Annotated in this window: 29 protein-coding genes, 1 tRNA gene and 4 pseudogenes; 21 read left to right on the top strand and 13 right to left on the bottom strand. The window is 60.9% G+C overall.

What is annotated here, in order from left to right:
• Nucleotides 1-68: 68 nt before the first annotated feature.
• The 3 genes from HJC00_RS11260 to HJC00_RS11250 all read left to right on the top strand — a co-directional run bounded on the left by HJC00_RS11260 (nucleotide 69) and on the right by HJC00_RS11250 (nucleotide 1,624).
• Entirely contained in the window at nucleotides 69-491 is a 423-nt protein-coding gene (locus HJC00_RS11260) for a secondary thiamine-phosphate synthase enzyme YjbQ (protein WP_221164021.1), read from the top strand.
• Nucleotides 492-802: 311 nt separating this feature from the next.
• Entirely contained in the window at nucleotides 803-1,108 is a 306-nt protein-coding gene (locus tag HJC00_RS11255; protein ID WP_221124047.1) for a hypothetical protein, read from the top strand.
• Between the two features lie 174 nt (nucleotides 1,109-1,282).
• Nucleotides 1,283-1,624 (top strand): hypothetical protein, encoded by a 342-nt coding sequence (locus tag HJC00_RS11250; protein WP_221145630.1) that lies wholly within the window; start codon nucleotides 1,283-1,285, stop codon nucleotides 1,622-1,624.
• A 299-nt stretch (nucleotides 1,625-1,923) separates the two neighbouring features.
• Here the strand turns inward: HJC00_RS11250 and HJC00_RS11245 are convergent, their stop codons facing one another.
• Together HJC00_RS11245 and HJC00_RS11240 are read right to left on the bottom strand one after the other, a co-directional pair.
• The gene (locus HJC00_RS11245) at nucleotides 1,924-2,661 is read right to left on the bottom strand and encodes an SIMPL domain-containing protein (RefSeq protein WP_221145628.1); all 738 of its coding nucleotides are present in this window, start codon (nucleotides 2,659-2,661) and stop codon (nucleotides 1,924-1,926) included.
• Between the two features lie 261 nt (nucleotides 2,662-2,922).
• On the bottom strand, nucleotides 2,923-3,096 hold the full coding sequence (locus tag HJC00_RS11240) for a hypothetical protein (protein WP_210630546.1): 174 nt from the start codon (nucleotides 3,094-3,096) through the stop codon (nucleotides 2,923-2,925).
• Nucleotides 3,097-3,099: 3 nt separating this feature from the next.
• Here HJC00_RS11240 and HJC00_RS11235 point away from each other — a divergent pair.
• Nucleotides 3,100-3,351 (top strand): annotated as a pseudogene (locus HJC00_RS11235) (GNAT family N-acetyltransferase); the annotation flags it as partial.
• Between the two features lie 33 nt (nucleotides 3,352-3,384).
• On the opposite strand, the gene HJC00_RS11230 reads toward HJC00_RS11235, so the two are convergent.
• Complete coding sequence (locus HJC00_RS11230) at nucleotides 3,385-3,528, bottom strand: hypothetical protein (RefSeq protein WP_168296739.1); 144 nt, start codon at nucleotides 3,526-3,528, stop codon at nucleotides 3,385-3,387.
• A 249-nt stretch (nucleotides 3,529-3,777) separates the two neighbouring features.
• Here HJC00_RS11230 and HJC00_RS11225 point away from each other — a divergent pair, with 249 nt between their 5' ends.
• The 4 genes and pseudogenes from HJC00_RS11225 (at nucleotide 3,778) to HJC00_RS11215 (ending at nucleotide 6,537) form a co-directional block, all read left to right on the top strand.
• Nucleotides 3,778-3,972, top strand: a complete 195-nt coding sequence (locus HJC00_RS11225) for a hypothetical protein (RefSeq protein WP_085778846.1) — start codon at nucleotides 3,778-3,780, stop codon at nucleotides 3,970-3,972.
• Between the two features lie 139 nt (nucleotides 3,973-4,111).
• Nucleotides 4,112-4,738, top strand: coding sequence for an outer membrane protein (locus HJC00_RS11220; protein ID WP_210630547.1), 627 nt, complete (start codon nucleotides 4,112-4,114; stop codon nucleotides 4,736-4,738).
• A 72-nt stretch (nucleotides 4,739-4,810) separates the two neighbouring features.
• Nucleotides 4,811-5,017: pseudogene (locus HJC00_RS32435) on the top strand (DUF982 domain-containing protein).
• Between the two features lie 362 nt (nucleotides 5,018-5,379).
• On the top strand, nucleotides 5,380-6,537 hold the full coding sequence (locus HJC00_RS11215) for a glycosyltransferase family A protein (protein WP_221153406.1): 1,158 nt from the start codon (nucleotides 5,380-5,382) through the stop codon (nucleotides 6,535-6,537).
• A 45-nt stretch (nucleotides 6,538-6,582) separates the two neighbouring features.
• Here the strand turns inward: HJC00_RS11215 and HJC00_RS33000 are convergent.
• A pseudogene (locus HJC00_RS33000) lies at nucleotides 6,583-6,729 on the bottom strand (DUF1236 domain-containing protein); the annotation flags it as partial.
• A 12-nt stretch (nucleotides 6,730-6,741) separates the two neighbouring features.
• Nucleotides 6,742-6,817: transfer RNA gene (locus tag HJC00_RS11210), tRNA-Ile, on the bottom strand.
• Nucleotides 6,818-7,018: 201 nt separating this feature from the next.
• Between HJC00_RS11210 and HJC00_RS11205 the strand changes: the two genes are divergently transcribed.
• Nucleotides 7,019-7,384, top strand: a complete 366-nt coding sequence (locus HJC00_RS11205; RefSeq protein WP_221145624.1) for a response regulator — start codon at nucleotides 7,019-7,021, stop codon at nucleotides 7,382-7,384.
• A 131-nt stretch (nucleotides 7,385-7,515) separates the two neighbouring features.
• Here the strand turns inward: HJC00_RS11205 and HJC00_RS11200 are convergent, their stop codons facing one another.
• The 3 genes from HJC00_RS11200 to HJC00_RS11190 form a co-directional block, all read right to left on the bottom strand.
• Nucleotides 7,516-7,707: a hypothetical protein gene (locus HJC00_RS11200; protein ID WP_020921840.1), complete on the bottom strand. Its 192-nt coding sequence runs from the start codon at nucleotides 7,705-7,707 to the stop codon at nucleotides 7,516-7,518.
• Entirely contained in the window at nucleotides 7,704-8,369 is a 666-nt protein-coding gene (locus tag HJC00_RS11195) for an acyl-homoserine-lactone synthase (protein WP_210630550.1), read from the bottom strand. The genes HJC00_RS11200 and HJC00_RS11195 overlap by 4 nt, the downstream gene beginning before the upstream one ends.
• A 210-nt stretch (nucleotides 8,370-8,579) precedes the next feature.
• Nucleotides 8,580-9,305, bottom strand: coding sequence for a LuxR family transcriptional regulator (locus tag HJC00_RS11190; protein ID WP_210630551.1), 726 nt, complete (start codon nucleotides 9,303-9,305; stop codon nucleotides 8,580-8,582).
• Nucleotides 9,306-9,427: 122 nt separating this feature from the next.
• On the opposite strand from HJC00_RS11190, the gene HJC00_RS11185 reads away from it, so the two are divergent.
• Nucleotides 9,428-9,622 carry a hypothetical protein gene (locus HJC00_RS11185; RefSeq protein ID WP_020921837.1) on the top strand — a complete coding sequence of 65 codons (195 nt, stop codon included), beginning with the start codon at nucleotides 9,428-9,430 and terminating at the stop codon, nucleotides 9,620-9,622.
• Between the two features lie 442 nt (nucleotides 9,623-10,064).
• On the opposite strand, the pseudogene HJC00_RS32430 reads toward HJC00_RS11185, so the two are convergent.
• The 3 genes and pseudogenes from HJC00_RS32430 to HJC00_RS11175 all read right to left on the bottom strand — a co-directional run.
• Nucleotides 10,065-10,216 (bottom strand): annotated as a pseudogene (locus HJC00_RS32430) (GIY-YIG nuclease family protein); the annotation flags it as partial.
• Nucleotides 10,217-10,425: 209 nt separating this feature from the next.
• On the bottom strand, nucleotides 10,426-10,665 hold the full coding sequence (locus HJC00_RS11180) for a DUF2934 domain-containing protein (RefSeq protein WP_210630552.1): 240 nt from the start codon (nucleotides 10,663-10,665) through the stop codon (nucleotides 10,426-10,428).
• Nucleotides 10,666-10,690: 25 nt separating this feature from the next.
• Nucleotides 10,691-10,897, bottom strand: a complete 207-nt coding sequence (locus tag HJC00_RS11175; RefSeq protein WP_210631590.1) for a hypothetical protein — start codon at nucleotides 10,895-10,897, stop codon at nucleotides 10,691-10,693.
• Nucleotides 10,898-11,249: 352 nt separating this feature from the next.
• On the opposite strand from HJC00_RS11175, the gene HJC00_RS11170 reads away from it, so the two are divergent.
• Both HJC00_RS11170 and HJC00_RS11165 read left to right on the top strand, forming a co-directional pair.
• The gene (locus tag HJC00_RS11170) at nucleotides 11,250-11,633 is read left to right on the top strand and encodes a hypothetical protein (protein WP_038690240.1); all 384 of its coding nucleotides are present in this window, start codon (nucleotides 11,250-11,252) and stop codon (nucleotides 11,631-11,633) included.
• A gap of 314 nt (nucleotides 11,634-11,947) precedes the next feature.
• Nucleotides 11,948-12,358: a DUF4174 domain-containing protein gene (locus HJC00_RS11165; RefSeq protein WP_210630553.1), complete on the top strand. Its 411-nt coding sequence runs from the start codon at nucleotides 11,948-11,950 to the stop codon at nucleotides 12,356-12,358.
• A gap of 28 nt (nucleotides 12,359-12,386) precedes the next feature.
• Here the strand turns inward: HJC00_RS11165 and HJC00_RS11160 are convergent, their stop codons facing one another.
• The gene (locus HJC00_RS11160) at nucleotides 12,387-13,097 is read right to left on the bottom strand and encodes a GntR family transcriptional regulator (protein ID WP_210630554.1); all 711 of its coding nucleotides are present in this window, start codon (nucleotides 13,095-13,097) and stop codon (nucleotides 12,387-12,389) included.
• A gap of 269 nt (nucleotides 13,098-13,366) precedes the next feature.
• Here HJC00_RS11160 and HJC00_RS11155 point away from each other — a divergent pair, with 269 nt between their 5' ends.
• The 8 genes from HJC00_RS11155 (at nucleotide 13,367) to HJC00_RS11120 (ending at nucleotide 20,383) form a co-directional block, all read left to right on the top strand.
• Nucleotides 13,367-14,455: an ABC transporter ATP-binding protein gene (locus tag HJC00_RS11155; RefSeq protein WP_210630555.1), complete on the top strand. Its 1,089-nt coding sequence runs from the start codon at nucleotides 13,367-13,369 to the stop codon at nucleotides 14,453-14,455.
• A 45-nt stretch (nucleotides 14,456-14,500) separates the two neighbouring features.
• The gene (locus HJC00_RS11150; RefSeq protein ID WP_221164020.1) at nucleotides 14,501-15,799 is read left to right on the top strand and encodes a PotD/PotF family extracellular solute-binding protein; all 1,299 of its coding nucleotides are present in this window, start codon (nucleotides 14,501-14,503) and stop codon (nucleotides 15,797-15,799) included.
• Between the two features lie 154 nt (nucleotides 15,800-15,953).
• Nucleotides 15,954-16,868, top strand: a complete 915-nt coding sequence (locus HJC00_RS11145; RefSeq protein WP_221164019.1) for an ABC transporter permease — start codon at nucleotides 15,954-15,956, stop codon at nucleotides 16,866-16,868.
• A gap of 1 nt (nucleotide 16,869) precedes the next feature.
• Complete coding sequence (locus HJC00_RS11140) at nucleotides 16,870-17,691, top strand: ABC transporter permease (protein ID WP_210630558.1); 822 nt, start codon at nucleotides 16,870-16,872, stop codon at nucleotides 17,689-17,691.
• 1 nt (nucleotide 17,692) lies between these two features.
• On the top strand, nucleotides 17,693-18,436 hold the full coding sequence (locus tag HJC00_RS11135) for an aspartate/glutamate racemase family protein (protein ID WP_221164018.1): 744 nt from the start codon (nucleotides 17,693-17,695) through the stop codon (nucleotides 18,434-18,436).
• A 3-nt stretch (nucleotides 18,437-18,439) separates the two neighbouring features.
• Nucleotides 18,440-19,051 carry a flavin reductase family protein gene (locus tag HJC00_RS11130; RefSeq protein ID WP_221164017.1) on the top strand — a complete coding sequence of 204 codons (612 nt, stop codon included), beginning with the start codon at nucleotides 18,440-18,442 and terminating at the stop codon, nucleotides 19,049-19,051.
• Nucleotides 19,052-19,131: 80 nt separating this feature from the next.
• Nucleotides 19,132-19,626 (top strand): heme-degrading domain-containing protein, encoded by a 495-nt coding sequence (locus HJC00_RS11125; RefSeq protein ID WP_064803906.1) that lies wholly within the window; start codon nucleotides 19,132-19,134, stop codon nucleotides 19,624-19,626.
• A 133-nt stretch (nucleotides 19,627-19,759) separates the two neighbouring features.
• The gene (locus tag HJC00_RS11120) at nucleotides 19,760-20,383 is read left to right on the top strand and encodes a DUF2799 domain-containing protein (RefSeq protein WP_221124053.1); all 624 of its coding nucleotides are present in this window, start codon (nucleotides 19,760-19,762) and stop codon (nucleotides 20,381-20,383) included.
• 63 nt (nucleotides 20,384-20,446) lie between these two features.
• Here the strand turns inward: HJC00_RS11120 and HJC00_RS11115 are convergent, their stop codons facing one another.
• Nucleotides 20,447-21,706 (bottom strand): AGE family epimerase/isomerase, encoded by a 1,260-nt coding sequence (locus HJC00_RS11115; RefSeq protein WP_221153409.1) that lies wholly within the window; start codon nucleotides 21,704-21,706, stop codon nucleotides 20,447-20,449.
• Nucleotides 21,707-21,874: 168 nt separating this feature from the next.
• Between HJC00_RS11115 and metH the strand changes: the two genes are divergently transcribed.
• Nucleotides 21,875-25,648: a methionine synthase gene (metH, locus tag HJC00_RS11110; protein WP_221164016.1), complete on the top strand. Its 3,774-nt coding sequence runs from the start codon at nucleotides 21,875-21,877 to the stop codon at nucleotides 25,646-25,648.
• The last annotated feature ends 90 nt before the right edge of the window (nucleotides 25,649-25,738 follow it).

Genomic DNA, 25,738 nt, shown 5'->3' with positions numbered 1-25,738 from the left:
GAGGCCATTGACTTGGCAGTCATGGGGCACCAACTCGCGGGGATGTCATTGCGAGACGGAGAGCGCCCGTGCCCCAGACAATCCTCACCGTGTCCACACGCGGCCAGGGACTTTACGAATTCACCAATCAGGCGGGGGCCTTCGTCAGCGCCTCGGGACGGGAGGAGGGGCTTCTCACCGTCTTCGTGCGCCACACATCCTGTTCGCTGCTGATCCAGGAAAATGCCGATCCCGACGTGCGCAGCGACCTTCTCACCTTCTTCCGCCGCCTCGTACTGCCGACCTCGGATCCGTCGATGGGCTGGGTCCTGCACAGGGCCGAGGGGCCGGACGACATGCCGGCGCACATCAAGGCGGCGCTGACGCAGGTGTCGATCGGCATTCCCGTCGCCAGGGGGCGTCTGACGCTCGGCATCTGGCAGGGCCTCTATCTCTTCGAACATCGCGACCAGCCGCACCGGCGCGAAATCGTGCTGCATCTCGGGAGCTGAGAGCGCCCCGCGCCCTCGCCGAGGCTATGGCATATCGATCAACCCACCAGCCACACGGCATACCGATAAGCCCTCATCCTGAGACGCCTAGGCCATAGGCCGCAGCATCGAAGGACGGGGGCGGATGATGAACGGTCTCCCACGGACGGAGATCATGCGAATCCCGATCGGAAGGAGAGCCGTCGAAAACCGCTCATCTTCTTGTGAATGCAAACTGAATGACCGGTTTGAACAGCATTCAGCTTGCCGCGTTTAGTGTCGAGGCAATCCCTGAAGGGAGAGCTTAAAAGACCAATCGACGGAGACACTCCATGACGCATTTCCTCGCCAAGGCTTGCCTTGCCGCAGTGCTCGCCCTCTCATCCATTCCGGCCACTGTTTCCACGGCGGAAGCCGCGGGGCCGCAGACGAACTTCATCGTCGAGGCGCAATATTATCGTCCAATCCGCGGCTGCTCGCCGATGCACGCCGTGAACAAGGCGCGCGATTTCGGCCTGCGCCGAGCCCATATCACCCGCATGTCGCCACGTGTCGTCGTCGTCGCCGGGCGCGACCGGCGCGGCTGGGACAGGATGGTCTTCGCCAATGTTCGCGGTTGCCCGCTGATCCGGCGCTGACGATGATGCGGCAGGCACCGACGGCGCTTGCCGCCCCTTTTGCCTTGACGGCGGCACTTTCAGCCGTCTCTTCTCAGGTTTGTCTAAGTGATTCCACTGACGCTTCGGCGTGATGCGGAGAGTGGGGAAAGCGGCTCGACCGCAACCGACTATAGAACGAAAGGTTTTTCGACGATGCAGTTTCTGGCAAAGGCGGGCCTTGCCGCCATGCTGATCGCCGGCACACTTGCCGGCACGGTGGTCCCGGCGGCCGCCCAGTTTAGTATCATTATCGGCGATCAGGATCGTGATCCGCCGCGCGATTATCGCCGTCCGCCTCCGCCGCCGGGCTTCGGCCGGCGCCCGCGCGGCTGCGACCCGCGTCTGGCGGAAGATCTCGCCCGCGATTGGGGTTTCCGCCGCGCGCGCGTCGTCGACATCACCCCGCGCCGCGTCATCGTCCAGGGCTGGACCCGCCGTGGCCCCGATGAAATGAGCTTCGCCAACGTCCGCGGCTGCCCCGCTTTGCGCCGCTGATCGTCCAGCGCCCGTCTCGCTGAACCGGCACGGGCGGTTTCTTTGTGAGATTCCAAAGCCGCGCGCCTGGAAGGACGTGCGGCTTTCAGTTTAATGGCAGGAGCTCCCTTTCCTGGGCCTTGTGCCGCGGCTGTCCTGCCGATGAAAATAACAAGACCAGCCCCTCATCCGCCTGCCGGCACCTTCTCCGCGCTCTGGCGGGAGAGAGGGTTAGGGTGAGGCGCAGCAGTCGGCGCTCGCAGGCGACGCCAGCAGTCAGCATGCCGCGCGCCTCTAAAAAAGACGCGCGGCGCTTCCGTTTACTGCTCGATGGCGAAGGTCACGGTGACGCTGACAGTGTAATTGTTCTCGCCGCCCTGGACGGGAACGGCAGCGTCGGCTTCCTTCATCATCGTGGCGCGATAAGCGGGCTGCGGCAGCGGACGCGGCTCATTCTCGTTGATTTCGATGATACGGCCGAGCTTGACGCCGGCGGCTTCGCTCAGCGTTTTCGCCTTCTTGACGGCTTCGGCGACGGCGTTCTTGCGCGCCTCTTCGAGCGCCGCCTCCGGCTTGTCGTTGGTGAACTGGATGTCGCCGCCCTGGTTGATGCCGAGGGTAACGGATTGGTCGATCACCTGGCCGAGCTTGGAAAGGTCGCGCAGGCGCACGGTAACCGAGTTGATCGTCTGGTAGCCGATCAGCTGCGGCTGCTGCTGCTGGCCGTCGACCGGCTGCGGATAATTGAACTGCGGCTGGATGGAGAAGCCTGAGGTCTGCAGATCGCGCTCGGCGATTCCGCCGTCCTTCAGCGCCTTCAGCACGTCGTTCATCGCCTTGTTGTTCTCATCGAGCGCTTCACGGGCGGTCTTCGCCTGCTTGACGACGGCGAGGTTGACGACCGCCATGTCCGGCGCCAAGGACGATTCGCCATCGCCAGTCACCGAAATCACCGCCTCACGCGGCTTTGCCTCCTGCGCCAATACAGGCGCGGCGCTGCCGAGCGGCAGAGCAAGAAGGGCAGTCATCACAAGTGTCTTGGAAAAAATCGGCGCCATGTTTCATTCCCTAGTTGTCGTTTCCCGATGAGCTTTCTGTCGGTTGATTGTGAAGCTATTGCGGCGGAAGGGAGGAGCGGTGGCGGAACGGGAGAAAAATGTGAGGGTGCGGGAGGAGAGGGGTGCTGCCCCGGCCCCGCTAGGGTCTCGCCCCGTCATTAGGTTCCTCATGGGGAGGTTGGTTGGGGTGAAGGTCCCCTCCTTCTCATCCCTCATTCCTGACGAGCACAGGAATGAGGGAGGTTGAGGGTGACGCGCTGATCAATCGCCGATGGCTCGGCTTTCCGGCTCCGAAGCAACCTTCGGGCCGATGATTGGCGCAACACCGTTGAAGAACGGCATGACGATCTGCCGACATATGGCGCCCGCCTCCAGGACCGAGACCGGCACGAACTTTGTGGGCCTGGTCGGCAGTTCCACGATTTCTGAGGACAATCGGCGGTTCTCTTCATCGGCAATCTATGGGTCACGCAATCTGAACGGCCCAACGGCATCGGCACGAAGCTGATGGCGGCGGCGGAGGAGGGGCGCCGCCGCGCCGCAGTCGTGGCCTGCGTCGACACGCTCTCGACCCAGGCGCCGAGCTTCTATCCGAAGCTCGGCTATATCGAATTCGGCAGGATTGGCGGCTACGCCGAAGGCCGGCCGATCGACAGAATCTGGTTCAGGAAGGAGTTATCCGCCGCTTGAAAAGATTGGTCAGCGGCGGCTTTGCGCCGCGCGTCAGGCGCCGAAATCATCCATGAAGGAGGGATGAATCGCGGGCTTGCGCTCTTCGCGCGCTTCGCGAATGCGCTGGGGAACCGCACCGAGACCGGCGACAAAACGGGTCAGGAGGTTGCGGTTGAAAAGTTTCTGTAGGCTCATGGCAGTTCACTCATTGTTTTTTTTGTTAGCTGGCGGCATATATTTTGCGCAGGCTGCCTTAACAACGGGCAATTTTGCATGACAGTTATGTGACAGCGCATAGTCTTGAAAAGATGGGCTGAAAGGCGATCACTTTAGCGTGACAAGAACCTACCGGAGGCAGTCGATTGCCGCAGATCAATGCTCTCTGCACCGCGGCGTGTAAATTGTACGGCTTGGGTTGAAGCCATGCCCGAAGGAGAAGCTCAGATGAACCGATTTTTCGCATTGATCGCGACCGGAACGCTGATCAGCCTTGCCACGCTCATTTCGGCCTGCACATCATCAGGATACATCGACCAGACTTCGTCGATCGACGGCGGTTACTACTACGAGAGTCAGCCGCTCAATCCGGCCTGCGGTGGTGGGTTCAGGCCAAGCGATGGGCGTTCATGCAGTTATTAGAGGGTGCGCTACTTGCCATGACCGCTTCGGCGGATATGTTCTCTACCGTGCAGTTATGCGAGTGTGTCTTTGGCGTTACAGCTATTTGTTGAACTAGGCTGTACCCTCCAGTTGTGTTGCAAGACATGGGGTCACGAACATGAAGCTCACGATCGCCACAACTTTTCTAGCACTTGCCGCAACGACCGCCTTTGCAGCGGATGCCGTGCAGGATGTCCCGACCGCACCTGTTGCGGCTGCGCCAGTTTTCACCTGGTCGGGCCCGTATCTCGGAATCGATGGCGGCGCCAGTTGGCTAAACGGTGACTTCAGCGCCGGCGGCGCCAGCGATTCCCAGGATTTCAACGGTGGCGTCTTCGGTGCATTTGCGGGTTACAATTTCCAGTTCGACAACAACATCGTAGTCGGCATCGAGGGCAACCTCGAATACAACTGGAACGAAGAGGAAGCGCTGGGGGCGGATGTCGGCACCGATTGGGCCGGTGCAGTTCGTGGTCGTGTCGGCTACGCCTTTGACAGAGCGCTGCTTTATGGCGCGGCCGGTTGGACCGCTGCGCGTGGATACGTTGACCTGCCGGGATTCGATAAGGAAACGGAGACCTTCAACGGCTACACTGTCGGCGCTGGCGTCGACTTTGCCATCACCAACAACATCTTCGCCCGTGGCGAGTATCGGTATAATGACTTCGGCGAGAAAGACATTCTCGGCGTTGATGTCGACCTCAACCAGCACGAACTCAAGTTCGGAATCGGTGTAAAATTCTAAGGACTGCCGTTGGATCAGCCGTAGGAGAGTCCCGCCAAGCTTAATCTCGGCCACAGGCTTCCGCGCAGTCCAATTTGCTCAGATATTCACCCGGCGTCACTTGGCGAGGTTGCCGATGCCCTTGTCGCGGCCTGGCCGACAGACGACAGCAAGGAATACATCGCCGCCGCAAAAACATGCCTGTGCCGTTCAGGGCAATATCCCCGCAAAGACAGCGCGTGCCGCCCTCATTCGCGCTGCAGAGGAAGCGGAATTCCTGTGATTGCTATCGTCCACTGACGGGATGCCTGGCGTGACGTGGCGCCATGCCGGCGTCGCGGAGCGCTTCGGTCCAAACTGATCAAACCTCATCGCAACGCAAACGGGAGGGAGGGGTTAGCACTTCCTTTCAGATAATCTTCTTCCGGATGGCTGGCATACCTATCCCTTCTACGAAAGTAGAGGGGGCTACGTCAGACCAAAGTCCGTTGCGCCCGCAGATCAAAGTTGGAGAGTAGGCGTTTAAGGCGATCGTCTAAAGATGTCGGCGGCTGAGATTTTCCCGCTTCCGAAGTGAATGTAGAAGAACGCCGGAAATCAATAATGCAGTTCCTTCATCCGTACGAAAGTATCTTTGTCGTTGACGTGGCGAGAGATCTGCAATGCTGTCATGTACAGAGGAGGATCGACGAGGGACCACTAATTCTGACCAGCCCTTGGTCTCTGTGGTCATCCCGGCCTTCAACGCTTCCACCTATATTGAGCGCACGCTTCGGTCCGCCCTGCGCCAGACCTACACTGTCCTGGAGATTATTGTCGTCAACGACGGCTCCACAGACGACACGGCAAAACTCGTCGCGCAGATAGCGATGTCGGATTCGCGGATCCGCCTCCTGTCCACGCCTAACCGCGGTGTCGCGGCCGCAAGGAATACGGGCATCGAGGCATCATCAGGTCGATTTGTGGCATTCCTCGACGCCGACGATCTCTGGCACCGGACGAAAATCGAAAAACAGGTGAACGCTCTCAACCGGTTGTCCTCGCGGTGGGCTGCGGTCTACGCGCAGCATTGCCTCATCAACGAGGACGACGAAATTATTCGCCCTGGCACTTCCCATGTCGCAAGAGGATATATCTATGCCCGGCATCTGTCTTTTAAGTACGTGGGCAATGGAAGCGCGCTTCTCGTCCGGCGAAACGTTGCGCTTGAGATTGGTGGATTTGATAGCTCATATGCAGCAACGGGTATCGGAGGCTGCGAAGACCTTGATTTCGAGCTCAGGCTCGCGGCACGCTACTGCATCGAAGTCGTTCCCGAGCAGCTGGTGGGATACCGACAGCATCCCGGCAGCATGTCTTCCAATCACCTGCGAATGGGCAAAGGTGCTCTGGAAGTCGTCAGGCGTTCGCTGGCCGCAAATCCGCACCTCCCCCGATACGTGGTTCGAAGTGCAATCGACGCCACGCAAAAATTTGCGTTCTGGGAATTCCGACAAGATCGGAGAACATATCTGTCACTCGTGACCATTGGAGTGATTTTACGAATCGACCCCTGTTACGTGGTTCGGCTCGTGCTTCAGAAGGGTCTGCGCGGGATACAACACTGTCTTCGTCTCCGGACGAGCACCGCAGGCGGTGAAGATCCACCGCGAAGGAACAGGTCGAAATTCGACGAACAAATTGTCCCTTCGTTTCTTGAATGCACAAAGGAGACGCCGCGGTTAAGACGTCACCTGACGCGGCTGACCGCGGTGGATGTAATTCTGAATCAACTGTTTGCCCCGAGCGAACGGAGCCTGACGCGGACGAAGGTGGAATGATAGAGGAATCGCGGGCCTTGGAACCGGGCCCGCGATGCTTTCAGCTTATTGGATGACCTCGATCACCGCGCGGGCCTTCGGATTGACGAGCACACGACAACATAGCCGTAATCAGGTTGATCTGGGATTGTGGATCTCGACTGTGTCAGGAAGGGTCGTTCCGACTGCAACGTCACCTTCAAGCGTGACAGCGAACTAGAAAAATGGTGGGCCCGGAGGGACTCGAACCCCCAACCAAGCGGTTATGAGCCGCCGGCTCTAACCATTGAGCTACAGGCCCTCAGCGTCGGATGTCCGACGCCTGGTTGCCGGGGCAATGGTTCCCACGGCATCGGTTCGCTCTAGCTCATATTGCAGGGAGCCACAAGCGGGCAGGGCAACATCTGTGGATGATGCATATTTCATGGGCAGAGGCACTGGAACCTTCGCATGGCGGATACACTTATTCGAATCATATTTCGCACGGAAAGGGCGATTGCAGATGACTTCGAACAGTGCCGTGGTGCTCATCGTGGAGGATGAGCCGCTGATCCGGTTCAATATCCTCGATGTGCTGGAGGACGTCGGTCATGTGGCGCTGGAGGCGGCGAATGCGGATGAGGCGCTGGTGGTGCTGAAGGGGCGGCAGGATATCGATATCCTGTTCACTGACGTCAACATGGCCGGTTCGATGGATGGCATCCAGCTTGCCAAGCGGGTGAGGGCGATGCGGCCGAATATCGGCATCATTATCACCTCCGGCATGGTGCGGCTCGATCCGATGGCGCTGCCCGCCAATACCGCCTTCCTGCCCAAGCCCTATCTGCACGACACGCTGATTGCGACGATCGATTCCCTGATGGCATAAATGTCCTCCCCGATGAGGTGACGACCTCGGCTAACCGGGGCGCGCGGCCGCAAAACGGGGACAGGTTTTGCGGCCGCGCGAGGCGCTGCGAGGCGAGCCCCTCTTCAGGCGCGGCGGAGGGGACCGCACCCTCAGCCGAAGCTGCTCTTCAGCGCCTCATTCTCATGCTGAGCCTTCTTTTCGTAGATTGTGAACAGCGCCATCGAAAGCAGATAGGAGAGGAACGGATCCCCTATCTGCGTGGCGATGTCGCGGGATGCGAGGACATGGCGCTCCAGGGCGGAGATGTCTTTCGGTGTTGCGGTTTCAACGAGGCGTTTCATGCTGCCATCTCCAGGAATTGCGTCACGACCGAGCGGGCCGGAACATGTCTGACATAAAGGGGTAGGGTCAGGCCGAGGGCGGCGCGCATCTTGCGCAGCACGCGGTCCGACACTTCGAAGGCGCCGCAGCAGACGGGATACTTGCCGTAGCCGTCGGCGCGGCCGAGTTCTTCCACTTCGGCGCCTGCGCGTTTGTAGACGCGCTTGAGATAGGGTTCGTAGTTGGAAATCATCGTATGGATGCCGTGGTCGAGCGCGCATTCGCACAGCGCCAGCAGCATCATCGAGAAGGCGCGCCCGGCATCGATATTGGGGAAATCCTTGGCGATCGCCTCCTCGTCGATGCACATGCGCGTGCCTTCCCAGATGCCCGGGGCGACGAGATCGGCGGCAGCTGGAAAGGTCTCACGGAAGACGTCGTAGAGAAGCGTCGGACCGGTCGTCGGCATCAGCCGCATGCCGCCATAAAGGCGGGTGCGGCTGTCGTTGCACCAGACGAGGTAGGCCGGTGAAAGCGAATCGTAGCTGTCGCGTTCGTAAGGGCCGATGACAGGAACGTCCCAGCCGAGCTGGTCGGCGAAGACCTTCTTTCGCAGGCGGAACATCTGCTCGAGTACGGCGGCGTGTTTCTGATACTCATGTGCCTGAATGATAACGAACATTTTGCCCTCCAGCGTTTGCAGTTCGTGGAGAGCACAATGGTTCAGGCGGGCCGGATCGGAAATTCCCTCAGATGGGCCCCCTCAGATGGGGGGATTAGCCCAAAAGTATCAGGATTGGGTGGCAACGGGCAAAGACGAGGCGCGGCCGGGAAGGATCGCGATCCTCCGGCTGTTGAATCAACACGTATTTTCGGAAATCGATTCCGATTCTCAGGGATTGATGATGCGCAATTGCACGGCCCGCGAGGCCGCGGCCGAAATCGTGGCGCAGCCGAGCTTGAAGCGGGCAGTTTTCAGGTAGTCGCGCGTCGTGTGCTCCGATATGCCCAATATGACCGAGATATCCTTGTAATCCTTGCCGAGCGCCGTCCAGTGCAGGCACTCGATCTCGCGCGGCGACAATGTCGGCACCGGATCGTTCTCGCCATGCAGCTCATAAACGGCCTTGCGGTGGATCAGATGGGCGATCTCAATCCATTCATTGCGGCAGCGGCGCACGAGCTCGGCCCAGTCGTCGGCCGGAATGCGGGCGTTCAGCGACAGGAGCGCGCGGCGCTGCGCCTTGTCGGCGACGGGAATGGAATAGCCGTTGCCGCCGATGCCGTGCTTCTGGGCGTCGACCAGCATGGCATAGGCTTCCGGCGTCGGCTCGACCTCGCTCCAATCGAAGGGCAGCTGGCGCTCGAAGCCCTGCTTGACGATCGGATCGACCTTCACATAGCTGTTCAAGAGGTAGCGGGAGACCCAGGCATCCGGATAGGTGGTGCGCACGAAGGGGGAATCGATCTTGCTCGCGATCGTCTGGGCGAGATGGTAAGTCACGAAATCGAGGCCATATTCCGCCTGGAGAATACGGATGGCGGCATCCACATTGGTTGCGGCCTTGATCTGTTCGAAAGCGGGTTCGAACTTGTCGCTGTAGGTATTCTCGATCATTTCCGTTGTCCCAGTTCCCTCAATCCTACCGTGAGGACCGTCATAAATACAAGGCATCCCCACATATGCGGGGAATGACAATCCGGCCGCCGCCTGCTAGCGCCTTCATGAGGAGACCTCATATGGACAGCAAGAGACCGTTCGAGATTGCCGAATGCCGACAGGCCGCCAAAGGCCTGAAATCCAGCTGGCAGGACATGGCAGGTTCCGAAGCGTTGATCCGCGCCCTTGTTGCCGAGCGCAACGGCGACACCCCGCTGGCACTGTTCTGGACCGAGGTCCACCGGGCGCTTTGCCAGGAAAACAACGCCTTCTGACATGGCCCGCCCCGGCGGGCGGCGTGAGGCTTCCCCGACATGAGAGGCTCGGCCGGGCATCAATCAGCGCCGCGGCCGGATGGAACCACGCTTCGCGCATGCGCAGTTTTTCATCCCCGTTCCGTTTCCGATTTTGCGAGGAGAGTGTCGAGGGGCAATGTCGGGGGCGGGTGAAAGAAAAACCCGTACTCCGTGGATTTGTGCCAATATGCTTGACGAAGTGTTTCAAGCGGAAACAGCGGCGTTCGGGGAAGGAGGTTGGACTGTGCCATTTATTGACGCTCCGCCGTGCGCCGTTCTCCGGTGAGCCAAACCGCGCCCTCTATCCGCCCTCGGCTGAGGCACCGCATCCCTCTCTCCGCCATCCGTGAGGCAAGCTGCCCCTCTCTCCGCCCTCATCCTTGTCCGTTGCCGTTGGTGTATAAACGGGTTGCGCGACGGGGATACGGTCATAGGTTTCGGTAAAGACGAGGTCGACCGGGAGGCGCTTGGCAGTGTAGCCGGCATGGGTCCCGGCATTGTGCTCCACACGCGTGCCTCGATCTCCTGCTTGGTCAGCCCGGTATAATGGGAGGCGTCGCTGCAGTGTAGGATACAGACGGTGACTTCCCTGGCGGCAGGCTAGCATGGCGAGCGCAGCGCGCCGGCGCCAGGGTGCTCCCGCGCCGGTGAGGCAAGCCGCACCCTATCTCCGCCCATATCCTGATGTGCCCCGTCGCGGCTCGAAGAGCGAGGGCATCGGCATCCGGGGATGCAGTGCAATTGAACGGCGCCGTGCAAAATCTCGCGGCTGGCCGCTGGGGTCAACCGGCCTTGGCCGGCGGGGTGAGCCAGCCGTCGCGCGGCAGTTCCGGCCGTGGCGGCTTCGGGCGAAACTTCACCAGCACTTCACGTCCGTCGACGGAGGCCTGGGTGCGTTCCAGCGCGTCCCGCTCGGCGACCGCCTGGCGCCAATGTTCGCTATCCCGGCCGTCAGGGCGGCCCTGTTCCTCCCAGATCGCATAGGCCCGCTTGCTAATCCATTCGTGGCGTCTGTCGCTCATCCGTCGGTTCCGTCCGTGAAAGGCGTTATTCGGCAATTCTGTCCGGCAGAACAGGCGCGCGGCGCTTGGCTGCCATCAGCAAATCGAGTTCGATCGAGGAAGGCCCGAAACGGGTAAACAGGCTCTCGGCCTGGTCGCTGCGCAGGCCATATTTTGAGGCGAATTCATCAAGGCTGTAAGGACGGCCGCGCAGGACTCTGGCCCGCCGCTCCGGTTCACGGATTTGCGTCATTGCTGGTAACCCCATCTGCTTTTGCGAAGTGCGCGAACAAAACAGATTACAGCCGCAAAAGTTCCGTGATTTTTCAGGGTTTTTCCGCCTCCCGCACCATGCTCACGCGGCTGGCATGGATTTTCATGAACGCGGCGTACTGAGAAAATTTCGCCTAAAACATGCAGGAATTTCATGCGTTTAGGAAAACGGGTGCCACCTCGGCCGAGAAATGGGCTTTATTCACGAAAGGTTACTCTATAGAATCAATCGTGTTATTCGGTCCGCAGGGGCAAAAAAGACGCTGTGTTCCCCGCGTTCATGCCGACCGATCCAGGAGGATTTTGGCTTAATCCATCAAGAGGAGACAGACATGATGAATGCCCTGCCGCCACTTCATAACGGCCACGCGCCGTTTACCCTCCAGCAGCTGTTTCGCGAAGCACTTTACGCCTTCGAGGAGTGGGACAGCGAATTGACCGAACCGATCGTGACCCATGAAGGAAGGGTCATCCCGATAAGCTTCGTTTTCGAAGCCATGCGCGAATGCACCGATATCGTGCCGATGAATATCGTCGGCGCCGTCACCGAGCGGCTGACCAAGCCGTGGGAGGGCGAAGGTCCGCTCGACCAGATGACCTTCTCGACGGCGGCACGCGTCATGCGCGTGCTGGTGCGCAAACGCCTCCTTGCGAACGGCACAGCGGACCTCGTGGCCGTCTCGGCGCATGCGGCCGAGGACCAGAGCCGCGATTGACGGGAAAGAAATCGCGGCCAAAGCATGTCGCGCAAAAGTGTGCTGCGGTTTTGCGATAAGGACATGCGTCAAACAAAGACCTAAAGCGCAAGAAGCGAATCTGAAAGATCGCGTTGCGCTTTAGGAGCTGCGATCCTTTTCCGCTTCGTCGGAACCTCCCCCAATTCCAGCCGTTTACTGCATGATCCCAGTTCGTATCGGATTTGGGAATTATTCAGTTATTCAGCGCGTTACAGCGTTCTTGCTCGTCTTGAAATACGCGGCCGCTGGAATGCGCAGTCACAGCCCGTGAGATGACGGCGAGGAATAGCACCATGCTGAGATCCATCGTTCATGAAATCATCGGCACACCGCGACGTGAGCCGGAACTCCCGCAATCGCTCGAGCAGTTTCGAGGCAGCAAACGGGTGCTGATCATCTTCGCCGATGCGCAGGACGACCGCCCAGCAATCCAGGACGAATGGTTGCGGAACGCACAGATGCGCCTCATCGAGGAAGACGTCGAAGTTTTCATCATCGCCGGCGGCGGCGCCTTCTCGCTGTTCGACGATGCTTGGGAGCTTGATGCGGACGATATTCGCGAGCGGCTGCAGGGACCGCCTTACAGCGAGTTCGGGCTGATCCTGATCGGGCGTGACGGCTCGGTGAAGCTGCGTTCGGGCGAGCCGCGCACGGTGGAAGAAATTTTCGCCGCGCTGGACAAGCTGCCGAAGAAGGCGTCGTGATAGCTGCGGGCGACGTGCGCCCACCCGTTCAGAGTTCGAAGGCTTCCTTGAGACCGAGGCTCTTGCGTTCGCGCAGGTCAAGATCGGACTCGATATGGGCGATGTGATGCAGCATCAGCCGACAGGCGCGGTCGAGTTCGTTGCCTTCGATCGCCGAGATGATGTCGCCATGTTCGGAATGGCCGCAACTGGAAGCGGTCGACTGGCCGTAGAGCGCGATGACGAGGGATGAGCGGGCGACGAGCTCCTCCATGAAACGCTGCATGATGGCGTTGCCCGAAATTTCCGCCAGCATCAGGTGGAAATCGCCGGATGCCTTGATCTCGGCGCGCCGCGCCGTCTGGCCGCGCTCGTTCATCAGGCGGCCTTCTTCCTGCAAAAGCTCTCGCAGATTCCTGATGTCATCGGGGGTGATCCGCGCCGCCGCCTCGCGCAATATGCCGGGCTCGACGAGGCGCCGGGCGGAAAAGATCTGCCGCGCCTCATCAGGGGAGGGATAGGCGACGAAGGCGCCGCGGTTCTTTTCGACGCTGACGAGGCCCTCATAGGAAAGCGCCTGCAGCGCCGCGCGGGCAAGTGTGCGGCTGACGTTGAAAAGTTTGCCGACATCGCCTTCGGAAAGCTTGGTGCCGGGGGAAAGCCTGCGCTCGACGATTGCCTCGCGAATGGCGTCGCGGATCTGGTGCGCGCCGGTTTCGGCGACTTCTTCGGCCTGGATGGCCTTGGCGGCGGATTTCATGAAGACTATTCCCTGATGGCGGGCAAACCATACCCGGCTTCGCGGCAAAAGTTAAACGGAATTTGTCATCGAAACGCCGGTTAAATTGTATACGATTTTCTGCGTAAATTGCAGACGATAGCCTAAATGATGTGCAGACGATGCGGTGCCCATAAAATGTGCCTGCACGGTCTCGAGTATTAAAATCCTTTCCTGTTAATAGCTTAGTCGAGGTTGGATGCGATTGGCACGGCAGATGCATCGTCTTTCCCGAACAAGGGGAAGGCATGATGTCGAAAGCGGCAGAGATCGATATAGTATCCGTTTCGAAGGTTTACGGAACGACGACGGCCGTGCATGGGATCAGCCTGAAGATTCCGGCCGGTTCCTATTGCTGCTTCCTCGGCCCGTCGGGCTGCGGCAAGACCTCGACGCTGCGAATGATCGCCGGCCATGAGAGCATTTCTTCGGGCGACATCAGGCTCGGCAAAACAGTCGTCACCGATCTTCCGCCAGCCAGGCGCGGCACGGCGATGATGTTCCAGTCCTACGCGCTTTTCCCGCATCTTGACCTGGTCGACAATGTCGCTTTCAGCCTCAAGATGAAGGGCGTCGACAAGCCTCAGCGGCGGGCCAAGGCGCTCGAGATGCTGAAGTTGATGCAGATGGAGCCCTATGCCAACCGGCGTCCGGCTCAGCTTTCCGGCGGCCAGCAGCAGCGTGTGGCGCTGGCCCGCGCCTTGATTACCGATCCGGAGGCGCTGTTGCTCGACGAGCCGCTGTCGGCGCTCGATCCGTTCCTGAAGATCCGCATGCGCGCCGAACTGAAGAAGCTGCAGAAGTCGCTCGGCATCACCTTCGTCCACGTCACCCACAGCCAGGAAGAGGCGATGGCGCTCGCCGACGTCATCGTCATCATGAATGACGGCCGGATCGAGCAGGCGGCGGCACCCCGCGAGGTTTTCGAGAAGCCGGCAACCGCCTTCGTCGCCCGCTTCATGGGTGATCACAACGTCTTGTCCGGCCGGGTGACGTCGAGCGCGGACGGCATGCTCGTCATGACCGTGCCGGAGGGGCAGAGCTTTTCCGTGCGGGGCGAGGGCAGGGAAGTCGGCGAGCCGGTCGATATCGGCATCCGCACCGATCGCGTGCGCCTGCAGGTGGCGACTGAGTGGACACTCGGCTTCAACGGCATCGTCGCTAACGTCGAATATCGCGGCTCCTCGGTGAAGATCACCGTTCTCGGCGCCGGCAGCGACGACTTCACCGTCATATCTGACGATAGCGACTATTTCGCCCGCCCGGTCGCCGTCGGTGACGCGGTCTCACTCAGCTGGGAACGTGAGGATGCGGTGCTTCTCGGCCGCGCCTCTGCATGAGCAATCAAAAACATCAACTTCCACATCAAGAAAAGGGGAACTGACATGACGACTGAAACGACATCGACCAAGGCGGAAAAGGGTCTTTCCCGCCGCACGCTCTTGAAGACGGGTGCTGCCGCCGTCGGCGCCATCGCCGGCTCCGGAGCTATCTCCGGCTTTCCCACCATCTGGGCGAAGACGAACATCACGCTTCGCCAGTTCGGCACCGGCGTTTCCAACATCAATGCCATCGCTGAAAAGTGCAAAGCCGACCTCGGCATCACGCTGGAGATGACGGCGACTGATTCCGACGCCGCGGCCCAGCGTGCCGTCACCCAGCCCGACAGCTACGATATCGCCGACATCGAATACTGGATCGCCAAGAAGGTGTTTCCAACAGGCGTGCTGCAGCCGATGGACGTCAAGAAGCTCAAATATTACGACAAGATCGTGCCGCTGTTCATCAACGGCAAGCTGAAGCCGGACAGCGTCATCGCCCAGGGCACTGCGCCACATACGGTCGGCTGCGTCGAGGCGCAGGGCGCCAAAAAGTTCGCCAAGGAGCCGACGCAGTGGATGACGATGGTTCCCACCATCTACAATGCCGACACGCTCGGCATCCGCCCCGATCTCGTCGGCCGAGACATTACCAGCTGGGCCGACATCATGGATCCGAAGTTCAAGGGCAAGACTTCGATCCTCAACATCCCGTCGATCGGCATCATGGATGCGGCGATGATCATGGAAGCCATGGGCAACATCAAATATGCCGACAAGGGCAACATGACCAAGGAGGAGATCGACAAGACGATCGAATTCCTGATCAAGGCCAAAGGCGACGGCCAGTTCCGCGCCTTCTGGAAGAGCTTCGACGAGTCGGTCAACCTCATGGCCTCGGGCGAAGTCGTCATCCAGTCGATGTGGTCGCCGGCCGTCGCCGCCGTCCGCTCCAAGGGCATCGCCTGCAAGTATCAGCCGCTCAAGGAAGGTTACCGCGCCTGGGGCGGCGGCCTCGGCCTCGCCTCGCATCTCAAGGGGGCACAACTCGATGCGGCGTACGAATATATCAACTGGTATACGTCGGGCTGGGTCGGTGGCTACCTCAATCGCCAGGGCTACTATTCTGCCTGCATGGAGACGGCCAAGAACTTCATGACGGCAGACGAATGGGGTTACTGGATCGAAGGCAAGCCGGCACAGGGCGATATCCTCTCGCCCGAAGGCAAGGTCATGGAGAAGGCCGGCGCTGTGCGCGACGGCGGCTCCTTCGAAGCCCGCATGGGCGCGGTCGCCTGCTGGAACTCGGTCATGGACGAAGACCGCTACATGGTCCGCCGCTGGAACGAGTTCATCGCGGCGTAAGCGGTTGCCGCTTTCCCCTCCCCAACCCTCCGCACAAGGGGAGGAGTCCGGAGGTGGCGCGGCACAGAAACTCCCTCCCCTTGTGGGGAGGATTGGGGAGGGGTCTTTCGAGCCCTCCCATGCGGATGATGAATGACTTCCGAAAGGGCAAGGAATGGCGACGATCGTTTCAGAGCAGACGGATCAGGCTTCGCGGCCGGCGAACCGCCATACCTTCCGCGTCTCCCCCTCGGCCATCTCCTATCTCCAGGCGACGCCGCTCATCGCCATCCTCGGTTTCTTCTTCCTGCTACCGATCGCAATGATCGCTGTCGTCAGCTTCTGGGACTACGACTTCGCCGGCCTCTATCCCGCTTTCCTCACCATGAACTACACCGACACGCTCGGTTCATGGGTGACTTGGAAGACCTATCTCAACACGCTGAAATTCACCGCCATCGTCTGGGCGCTGACGCTGGTCATCGGCTTCTGGGTCGCCTATTTCCTGGCCTTCCACATCCGCAAGACCTCGACGCAGATGATCCTCTTCCTCGTCTGCACGGTGCCGTTCATGACCTCGAACATCATCCGCATGATCTCCTGGATCCCGGTGCTCGGGCGCAATGGCCTGGTCAATTCGGCGCTGATCAAGATGGGCATCGTTCCGCAGCCGATCGAATGGCTGCTCTATTCCGATTTCGCCGTCGTGCTCGCCATGGTGCATCTCTATACGCTGTTCATGGTGACGCCGATCTTCAACACGCTGATGCGTATCGACCGGTCGCTGTTCGAGGCGGCCCGCGATGCCGGCGCCTCCGGCTGGCAGGTGCTCTGGAACGTGGTCATTCCGCTTGCCAAGCCCGGCATGGCGATCGGCACGATCTTCGTGGTCACGTTGGTGATGGCCGACTTCTCGACGGTGCAGGTGATGTCCGGCGGCCAGAGCGCCTCGGTGGCGCTGATGATGAAGAACCAGATGTCGTTGCTGCAATATCCGGCCGCCGCCGCCAATGCCGTGGTGCTGCTTGCGGTGGTGCTCATGATGGTCGCCGCCATCCTGCGTGTCGTCGATATCCGCAAGGAGCTTTGAGATGAACCACGAAAAACGCGGCCTCGAATTCTATCTGCTGGCGACCTTCTTCGTCCTCTTCGTGCTGTTCCTCTACGGCCCGCTCTCGGCGATCCTGATCCTCTCCTTCCAGGGACCGGACGGCGGCCTGACCTTCCCGATGAACGGGATTTCCACCCATTGGTTCTTCAACCTGTTCGAAAAGCAGGCGGTCGGCGATTTCGGCGCCTCGTTCCGTCGCTCCTTCACCCTCGGGCTGATGGTGATGGTGGTAACCGTCGTCGTGTCGCTGCTGGCCGGCCTTGCCTTCCGCCGCCGTTTCCGCGGATCGACGGCGCTGTTCTACGCCACGGTCGCAAGCCTCGTCGTGCCGTCGATCATCATTTCGCTCGGCATCGGCGTCGTCTTTCAGGAGGGCGGTCTCAAGCCCGCATGGTATTCCTCGGCCTTCGGGGCGCATCTGACCTGGACGCTGCCCTTCGGCGTGCTGATCATGTTTGCCGTCTTCAACCGTTTCTCGCCCGCTTACGAGGAAGCGGCCCGCGATCTTGGCGCCACCTCCTGGCAGACGTTCCGGCATGTCGTGCTGCCGATGATCGCCCCGAGCCTGATCGGCGTCGGGCTGTTCGGCTTCACGCTTTCCTATGACGAATTCGCGCGCACATTGATGACGTCGGGCAGCTACAATACGCTGCCGCTCGAAATCTACGGCATGACGACCAATGTCACGACGCCGGTGCTCTATGCACTCGGCACGGTGACGACGCTGTTTTCCTTCACCATCATTCTCATTGCGCTCGGCATCATGACGATGCTGGGGCGGCGGCAGGCAAAGATAGACTGATATGCGCATCCTCATCGTCAATCCGAATACCACGGCCTCCATGACCGAGAAGGCTGCGGCCGCCGCGCGGGTGGTCGCAGCATCCGGCACCGAGATCATCGCCGCGACATCCACCATGGGGCCGGTCTCCATCGAGGGGCATTACGATGGGGCGCTGGCGATCCCCGGCCTGCTTTCCGAACTCCACGCGCGGCAGGCGGCGGGCTACGATGCAGCCGTCATCGCCTGCTTCGACGACACCGGGCTCGACGCGGCACGGAACTTCGCCGATGTGCCGATCCTCGGGCTTTGCGAATCCGCCGTGTTCACGGCGGGCTTCCTGGCGCAGCGCTTTACCGTGGTGACGACGCTGGAGCGGTCGCGGGTGCTGATCGACAATCTGGTGCGCCGCTACGGCATGGGCGAGCGCGCCAAGGTGCGCGCCTCCGACATCCCGGTACTGGAGTTGGAAAATGCGGCCTCGGGCGCGATCGGCAAGCTGAGGGCCGAGATCGAGCGGGCGCTTGCCGAAGACGGCGCCGAGGCGATCGTGCTTGGCTGTGCCGGCATGACGGATCTGGCCAGGCAATTGCAGGAGATGTACGGCGTGCCCGTCGTTGACGGAGTGGCGGCCGCCGTCAAGCAGGCCGAGGCGCTGGTGTCGCTCGGGCTTTCCACCAGCAAGCGCGGCTCCTACGCCTCGCCGCTGCCGAAACCCTTTATGGGCGCGATGAGCGGTTTCTCGCCGGCCCCGGAAATCGGCTAACCCATGGCCGTCTCCTTCGATTTCAAAGAGCTTTCGGAGCGCGAGCGTTACAAGCTGATGATCGGCACGATCATCCCGCGGCCGATCGCGCTGGTGACGACGGTCGACGAGCATGGCCGGATCAACGCGGCGCCCTTCAGCTTCTTCAACTGCCTGTCGGCCGAACCGCCGATCCTGGCGATCGGCGTCGAGAACAATGCGGATATGTCGTTCAAGGATACCGGGCACAATATCCGCATGACCGAAGTCTTCACGGTCAACATCGTCTCCTTCGCCATCGCCGAGGCAATGCATGTCTGCGGCAGCAGTTATCCGCGCGGCATCGACGAGTTGAAGGAAGCCGGGTTGACGGCGGTGCCGGGCGAGAAGGTGGCGTCGCCGTTCATCGCCGAGGCACCGGCCGCCTTCGAATGCCGGCGGCATGTGACGCTGGAGCTTGGCCGCTCGCGGCAGATCGTCATGGGCGAAATCCTCTACGCGCATTATCGTGACGGCGTCGTCGATCCCGAGAGGCTGCATGTCGATCCTGCGGCGGTCGATGCCATTGCGCGATTGGGCGGCGATACCTGCGCCACCATCCGCGACCGTTTCGAGATGCTGACGCCGAAGCTCTGATAGACCCAAGTTTTGCTTTACTTTTTCTCTTCTGATGAGAATGGTCTGCAGCGGATCATTGCAGGAGAGGAGCGCCTATCATGACAATCGACAACGATCTCAGTCGGATCGCCGAGCAGGAAAAGGCGCTGAGCTTCGACGCCTTCGATCTCACCACTGCCTGGCAGCTCGGCAAGCTTCTGCAGGAACTCGCCAGCGAGCGCGGCCTCGGGATCGCGATCGACGTGACGCTGCATTCGATGCCGGTCTTCTACGCAGCATTGCCGGGCGTGACGCCTGACAACGTCAACTGGGTCCGCCGCAAGCGCAACATGGTTCTGCGCTATTTCCGCAGCAGCTATGCCTCCGGCCTGAAGCTCAGCAAGGATGGCAAGACCGTCGAGGACAACGGGCTTGATGGCGCCGATTATGCGCCGCATGGCGGCAGTTTTCCGATCAACGTCAAAGGCACCGGCTGCATCGGCGCCGTGACCGTTTCCGGCCTGCCGCAGCGCGACGACCACAATCTTGTGGTCGAGGCCTTAGCGCTGATGCTGGCGAAAGATCTGGATACGTTGCGGCTCGCTCCGCTCTGAGGTGGCGCGCGCCGCCCTAATTTCGACAGAAAAAAGCCATGAAAAATGCAAAATCGCGCCGCCGCTCCGGTGACGCGGCCTTGTCCTGCAGTTAAGGTGCGGCATCCGCCCTCCTTAACCTTCCCGGGACGCTATGATCCGCTTGTTCTTTGCGCTTGCCGCCGCCATCGGTTTCGGTCTTTTGCTTGCCTCCTGCAATACGCTGTCCAAGGAGGAATGTGTTGCCGCCGACTGGCGGGTGATCGGCGAGAGCGACGGGGCCGCAGGCTATGAGCCGCAGCAGCGTTTCGCCGCGCATGCGAAATCCTGCGAACGCGTGAAGATCGTGCCGGATCAAACGATCTGGTTCCAGGGATACCAGTCCGGCCTGGTGCGTTACTGCACGCCCCTCAGCGGTCTGGCGCGCGGCCAGGCGGGCAGTGGCTACGCCAATGTCTGCCCGCCCGAAACGGCATCCGCCTTCCTGCGCGGCTTCAACCTCGGCAGCAAGCAGCACGGGCTACAGGAGCGACTCAATTCGATGCAGAACGATTACAGCTCCAAGGAGGCTGAAATCGACGAGCTGTCCGACAGGCTGAAGGATGCGAAGGACGGCGACAGGTCGGAGTTACGCCGGCGGATCGAGGATCTCGAAGACGACATGCACGACATTCGTCGCGACCAGCGCGACGTGCAGGACGAACTCGACCGTGTAAACGAGGATGTCGAGTGGTTCCAGCGCAACCCCACCGCAGAGTTGAGGGCACCGGGCTATTGAAGTTTGCAGCCCAGCGCGTCTTTTCAGACGCGCTGGGGGGACGGTGAACTTTGGATCGATGTCTCAGAGCCTGCCGCCGACGTCGGCAATGCCCTTCGTCAGGCTGCCGGTTGCCGGAAAGAGCGGGATGAGGCAGGCCTGCAGGGCGTGGTAGATATCGCCCTTACCTGGGAAAAGCGAGTGCGACGGGATGAGATCCTCCGTCAGTTCCTCATGCCAGCCGCCGTTCCTGTGATCGATGAAGGCGCGCTCGATAACGTTCCAGATCTTGCGGTAGCATTCCTCGTGGTAGTCGCTCGGCAGGTGCTCGTTGAGGAAGTGTGCGGCGGCAGCACCTTCGCAGGCCGGCCACCAGAGCTTGTTGCGCTTGGCCGGTTTATCCGCCCAGTCGAGGGTGTAGAAGAAGCCGCCCTTGTCGTTGTCCCAGCCGAGGACCATGGATTGCTCGAAAAGGGCTTTCGCCGCATCCGGCATCCATTCGATGCGTTTGCCGCCGAGCGCCCAGAGCTGCAGGATGAGGCGGGCCCATTCCAGCCAATGGCCGGGCGTCGTGCCGGCCGGACGGAACATTTCGTTCGGATGATAGTAATCCTTATCGAGGTTCCATTCGGCATCGAAATGTTCGGCGACGCGCCAGTCGACCGAACCGGCCGCGCGGCGGATGACGAGATCGGCGATGCTTTCGGCCTTGGCGAGGTATTCCTTGTCACCGGTGGCTTCGAAGGCGGCCATCAGCGCCTCGGTCAGGTGCATGTTGGAGTTCTGGCCGCGATAGGCGCCGCCCTCGAGCGGCTGCCAGTCGGCGGTGAATTCCTCGGCGATGGCGCCGTGGCGCGGCTCCCAGAACCTGGTGTTCAGGATCTCGGTGATATCGGCGAGCATGCCGTCGGCAAGCGGATGGCCGATCGTCTTGGCCGACGAGGCGGCGAGCAGCACGAAAGCATGACCGTAACCCTGCTTGTTGGAATCGACCGGACCATTATTGTCGAGCGACCAGAAATAGCCGCCATTCTTGCGGTCACGATGGTGGTTCCAGAGATAGTCCATGCCGTGGTCGACGACATTGGAGGCGCCGGGACGGCCGAGCAGGGCGCCGATCGAAAAACAATGGACCGCGCGCGCCGCGATATGGATGCCGCGCACCTGGCCCTCGGCATCGAGGGGCCGGCCGGCGTCGTCGAGATCGTAGAAGCCGCCCTTGGGATTGATCGAATCATGCTGGAAGAAATCGAAGAGACCATTAGCCTGCGCCAGCAGCCAGCTGCGGTGATAGGCGCGGCTTGTCCAGTTTCCAAGCGCGGCGTTGCCGGTTGCGGGTGCCATGATACTCCTCCGATTTCGTGCACAAGCCTGGCAAATGCCTATATAGGGCTCGGGCGAGCCTGTCATCGGCGAAGCTTTGCGAAGCACGAAATCGATAGTCATATATTGACATAAAGATATCTTTATGTGATCTGGAAGTCTGGTCTTACGACGTCAAGGAGCCCGCCCGTGTTTGACAATCTCTTTGGTCCGGAAACGGGCAAGCGTGACGGCAGTGAAGTTTTCGCCGCTTTGAAAAAGGCCGCGAGCGAGCGCATCCTTGTTCTCGACGGCGCCATGGGCACGCAGATCCAGGGGCTCGGCTATGACGAAGACCAGTTCCGCGGAACCCGCTTCATCGGCTGCGCCTGCCATCAGAAGGGCAATAACGACCTTCTGATCCTGAGCCAGCCGGATGCGATCGAAGAAATCCATTACAAATACGCCAAGGCCGGCGCCGATATCCTCGAGACCAACACCTTCTCCTCGACTCGCATCGCCCAGGCCGATTACCAGATGGAAGGCGAGGTCTATGCGCTGAACAAGGAAGGTGCGGAGATCGTCCGCCGCGCGGCGATCCGCGCCGAACGCGAGGACGGCCGCCGTCGTTTCGTCGCCGGCGCCATCGGTCCAACCAACCGCACCGCCTCGATCTCGCCCGACGTCAACAATCCTGGCTTCCGCGCCGTCACCTTCGACGACCTCAGGGAAGCCTATGGCGAGCAGATCGACGGGCTGATCGACGGCGGCGCCGACATCATCCTGATCGAGACGATCTTCGACACCCTGAATGCCAAGGCCGCGATCTTCGCCTGCGAGGAGCGTTTCGAGGCCAAGGGCGTGCGCCTGCCGGTGATGATCTCCGGCACGATCACCGACCTTTCCGGCCGCACGCTCTCCGGCCAGACGCCGTCGGCTTTCTGGAACTCGGTGCGCCACGCCAATCCTTTCACGATCGGTCTCAACTGCGCGCTCGGGGCTAACGCGATGCGCCCGCACCTGCAGGAGCTTTCGGGCGTCGCCGATACCTTTATCTGCGCCTATCCGAATGCCGGCCTGCCGAACGAGTTCGGCCAGTACGACGAAACGCCGGAGCTGATGGCGGCACAGATCGACAGCTTCGCGCGTGAAGGCCTGGTCAATATCGTCGGCGGCTGCTGCGGCTCGACGCCGGAACATATCAGGGCGATTGCCGAGACCGTTGCGAAATACAAGCCGCGCCCGATCCCGGAGCATCGCCCCTTCATGTCGCTGTCGGGTCTCGAACCCTTCGAGCTGACCAAGGACATTCCTTTCGTCAATGTCGGCGAGCGCACCAACGTCACCGGCTCGGCGAAGTTCCGCAAGCTGATTACCAATGCCGATTACACGGCGGCACTCGACGTCGCCCGCGACCAGGTCGAAAACGGCGCGCAGGTGATCGACATCAACATGGACGAGGGCCTGATCGATTCCGAGAAGGCGATGGTCGAGTTCCTCAACCTGATCGCCGCCGAGCCCGACATTGCCCGCGTGCCTGTCATGATCGACTCGTCGAAATTCTCGATCATCGAATCCGGCCTGAAGCGGGTGCAGGGCAAGCCGATCGTCAACTCGATCTCGCTGAAGGAAGGCGAGGAGAACTTTCTCGCCCAAGCGCGGCTCCTGCGCAATTACGGCGCTGCCGTCGTCGTCATGGCCTTCGACGAAACCGGGCAGGCCGACAATTACGACCGCAAGGTCGAGATCTGCACGCGCGCTTACAAGCTGTTGACCGAGAAGATCGGTTTTCCGCCCGAGGACATCATCTTCGACCCGAACATCTTTGCGGTCGCGACCGGCATCGAAGAGCACAATAATTACGGCGTCGACTTCATAGAGGCGACGCGGACGATCCGTGAGCGCATGCCGCTCGTGCATATCTCTGGCGGCGTCTCAAACCTGTCCTTCTCGTTCCGCGGCAACGAGCCGGTGCGCGAGGCGATGCATGCGGTGTTTCTCTACCACGCCATCCAGGCCGGCATGGACATGGGCATCGTCAATGCCGGCCAGCTCGCCGTCTACGACAACATCGATCCCGAGCTGCGCGAGGCCTGCGAGGACGTGGTGCTCAACCGCCGCGCCGACAGCACCGAGCGGCTGCTCGAAGTGGCCGAGCGTTTCCGCGGCGCCGGGGCAAAGGAGGGTCGTGTCCAGGATCTCTCTTGGCGCGAATGGAGCGTCGAGAAGCGTCTCGAACATGCGCTGGTCAACGGCATCACCGAATATATCGAGGCCGATACGGAAGAGGCGCGCCGGCAGGCCGCCCGGCCGCTGCACGTCATCGAAGGACCGCTGATGGCCGGCATGAACGTCGTCGGCGACCTGTTCGGTTCGGGCAAGATGTTCCTGCCGCAGGTGGTCAAGTCGGCGCGCGTCATGAAGCAGGCGGTCGCCATACTGCTGCCCTACATGGAAGAGGAAAAGCGCCTCAACGGCGGCGAGGAACGGCGGTCGGCAGGCAAGATCCTGATGGCGACGGTCAAGGGTGATGTGCACGATATCGGCAAGAACATCGTCGGCGTCGTGCTCGCCTGCAACAATTACGAGATCGTCGACCTCGGCGTCATGGTGCCGGCGACGAAGATCCTCGAAACAGCGATCGCCGAAAAGGTCGATATCATCGGCCTTTCCGGCCTGATCACGCCGTCGCTCGACGAGATGGTGCATGTCGCGGCCGAAATGGAGCGGCAGGGCTTCGAGATCCCGCTGCTGATCGGCGGTGCCACGACCAGCCGCGTGCATACCGCCGTGAAGATCCATCCCGGCTACGACAAGGGACAGGCGATCTACGTGACCGATGCGAGCCGCGCCGTCGGCGTCGTCTCGGCGCTGCTCTCGCCAGAAACGCGGCAGGGTTACGTCGACGACGTAAGAGCCGAATATGCCAAGGTGGCCGCCGCTCATGCCCGCAGCGAAGCGGAGAAGGTGCGCTTGCCGCTGGCACGAGCCCGCGAGAATGCGCATAAGGTCGACTGGTCGGCCTACAAGCCGACGAGGCCTGAGTTCTTCGGCACGCGGGTGTTCGAGGATTACGATCTGGCCGAGCTTGCCAGATATATCGACTGGACGCCGTTCTTCCAGACCTGGGAATTGCGCGGCCGTTTCCCGGCCATTCTCGAAGACGAGAAGCAGGGCGAGGCGGCGCGTGCGCTCTGGGCCGATGCGCAGGCCATGCTGAAGAAGATCATCGGCGAGAAGTGGTTCCGCCCGCGCGCCGTCATCGGCTTCTGGCCGGCCGGCGCTGTCGGCGACGATATCCGCCTCTTCACGGATGAAAGCCGCAGCAAGGAGCTTGCCACTTTCTACACGCTTCGCCAGCAGCTTTCGAAGCGGGACGGGCGGGCGAACGTGGCGCTTTCGGACTTCGTGGCGCCTGTCACCAGCGGCGTTCAGGACTATGTCGGCGGCTTCGTGGTAACGGCCGGCATCGAGGAAATCGCCATTGCCGAACGGTTCGAGCGGTCGAACGACGACTATTCCTCAATCCTCGTCAAGGCGCTGGCCGACCGCTTCGCCGAAGCCTTTGCCGAGCGCATGCATGAGCAGGTGCGGCGCGAATATTGGGGCTATGCAAGAGATGAGCACCTCAGCAACGAGGATCTGATCGGCGAAGCCTATGCCGGCATCCGTCCGGCGCCCGGTTATCCCGCCCAGCCCGACCACACGGAAAAGGCAACGCTCTTCAAGTTGCTCGATGCGGAAAAAGCCGCCGGAGTGAAACTGACTGAAAGCTATGCGATGTGGCCCGGCTCCTCCGTATCCGGCATCTATATCGGCCACCCCGACTCCTATTATTTCGGCGTCGCCAAGGTCGAGCGCGATCAGGTGGAGGACTATGCCAAGCGCAAGGGCATGGAGGTTTCCGATGTCGAGCGTTGGCTCGGGCCGGTACTGAATTATGTGCCGCGCAAGGCGGATGAGGAGATTGAGGACGCGGCGTAGAGACGTTCGCCGCCGCTGTTAATACAATGAATCAAGAGACGATGAAGCCGGCAAGTGATTCAGTTTCCGGCGCCATGCCTCTGAAATTGA

This window comes from Rhizobium sp. NLR22b (assembly GCF_019685295.1).
In the GTDB taxonomy this organism is placed as follows: domain Bacteria; phylum Pseudomonadota; class Alphaproteobacteria; order Rhizobiales; family Rhizobiaceae; genus Rhizobium.
This window is presented reverse-complemented; position numbering and strand designations above follow the sequence as displayed.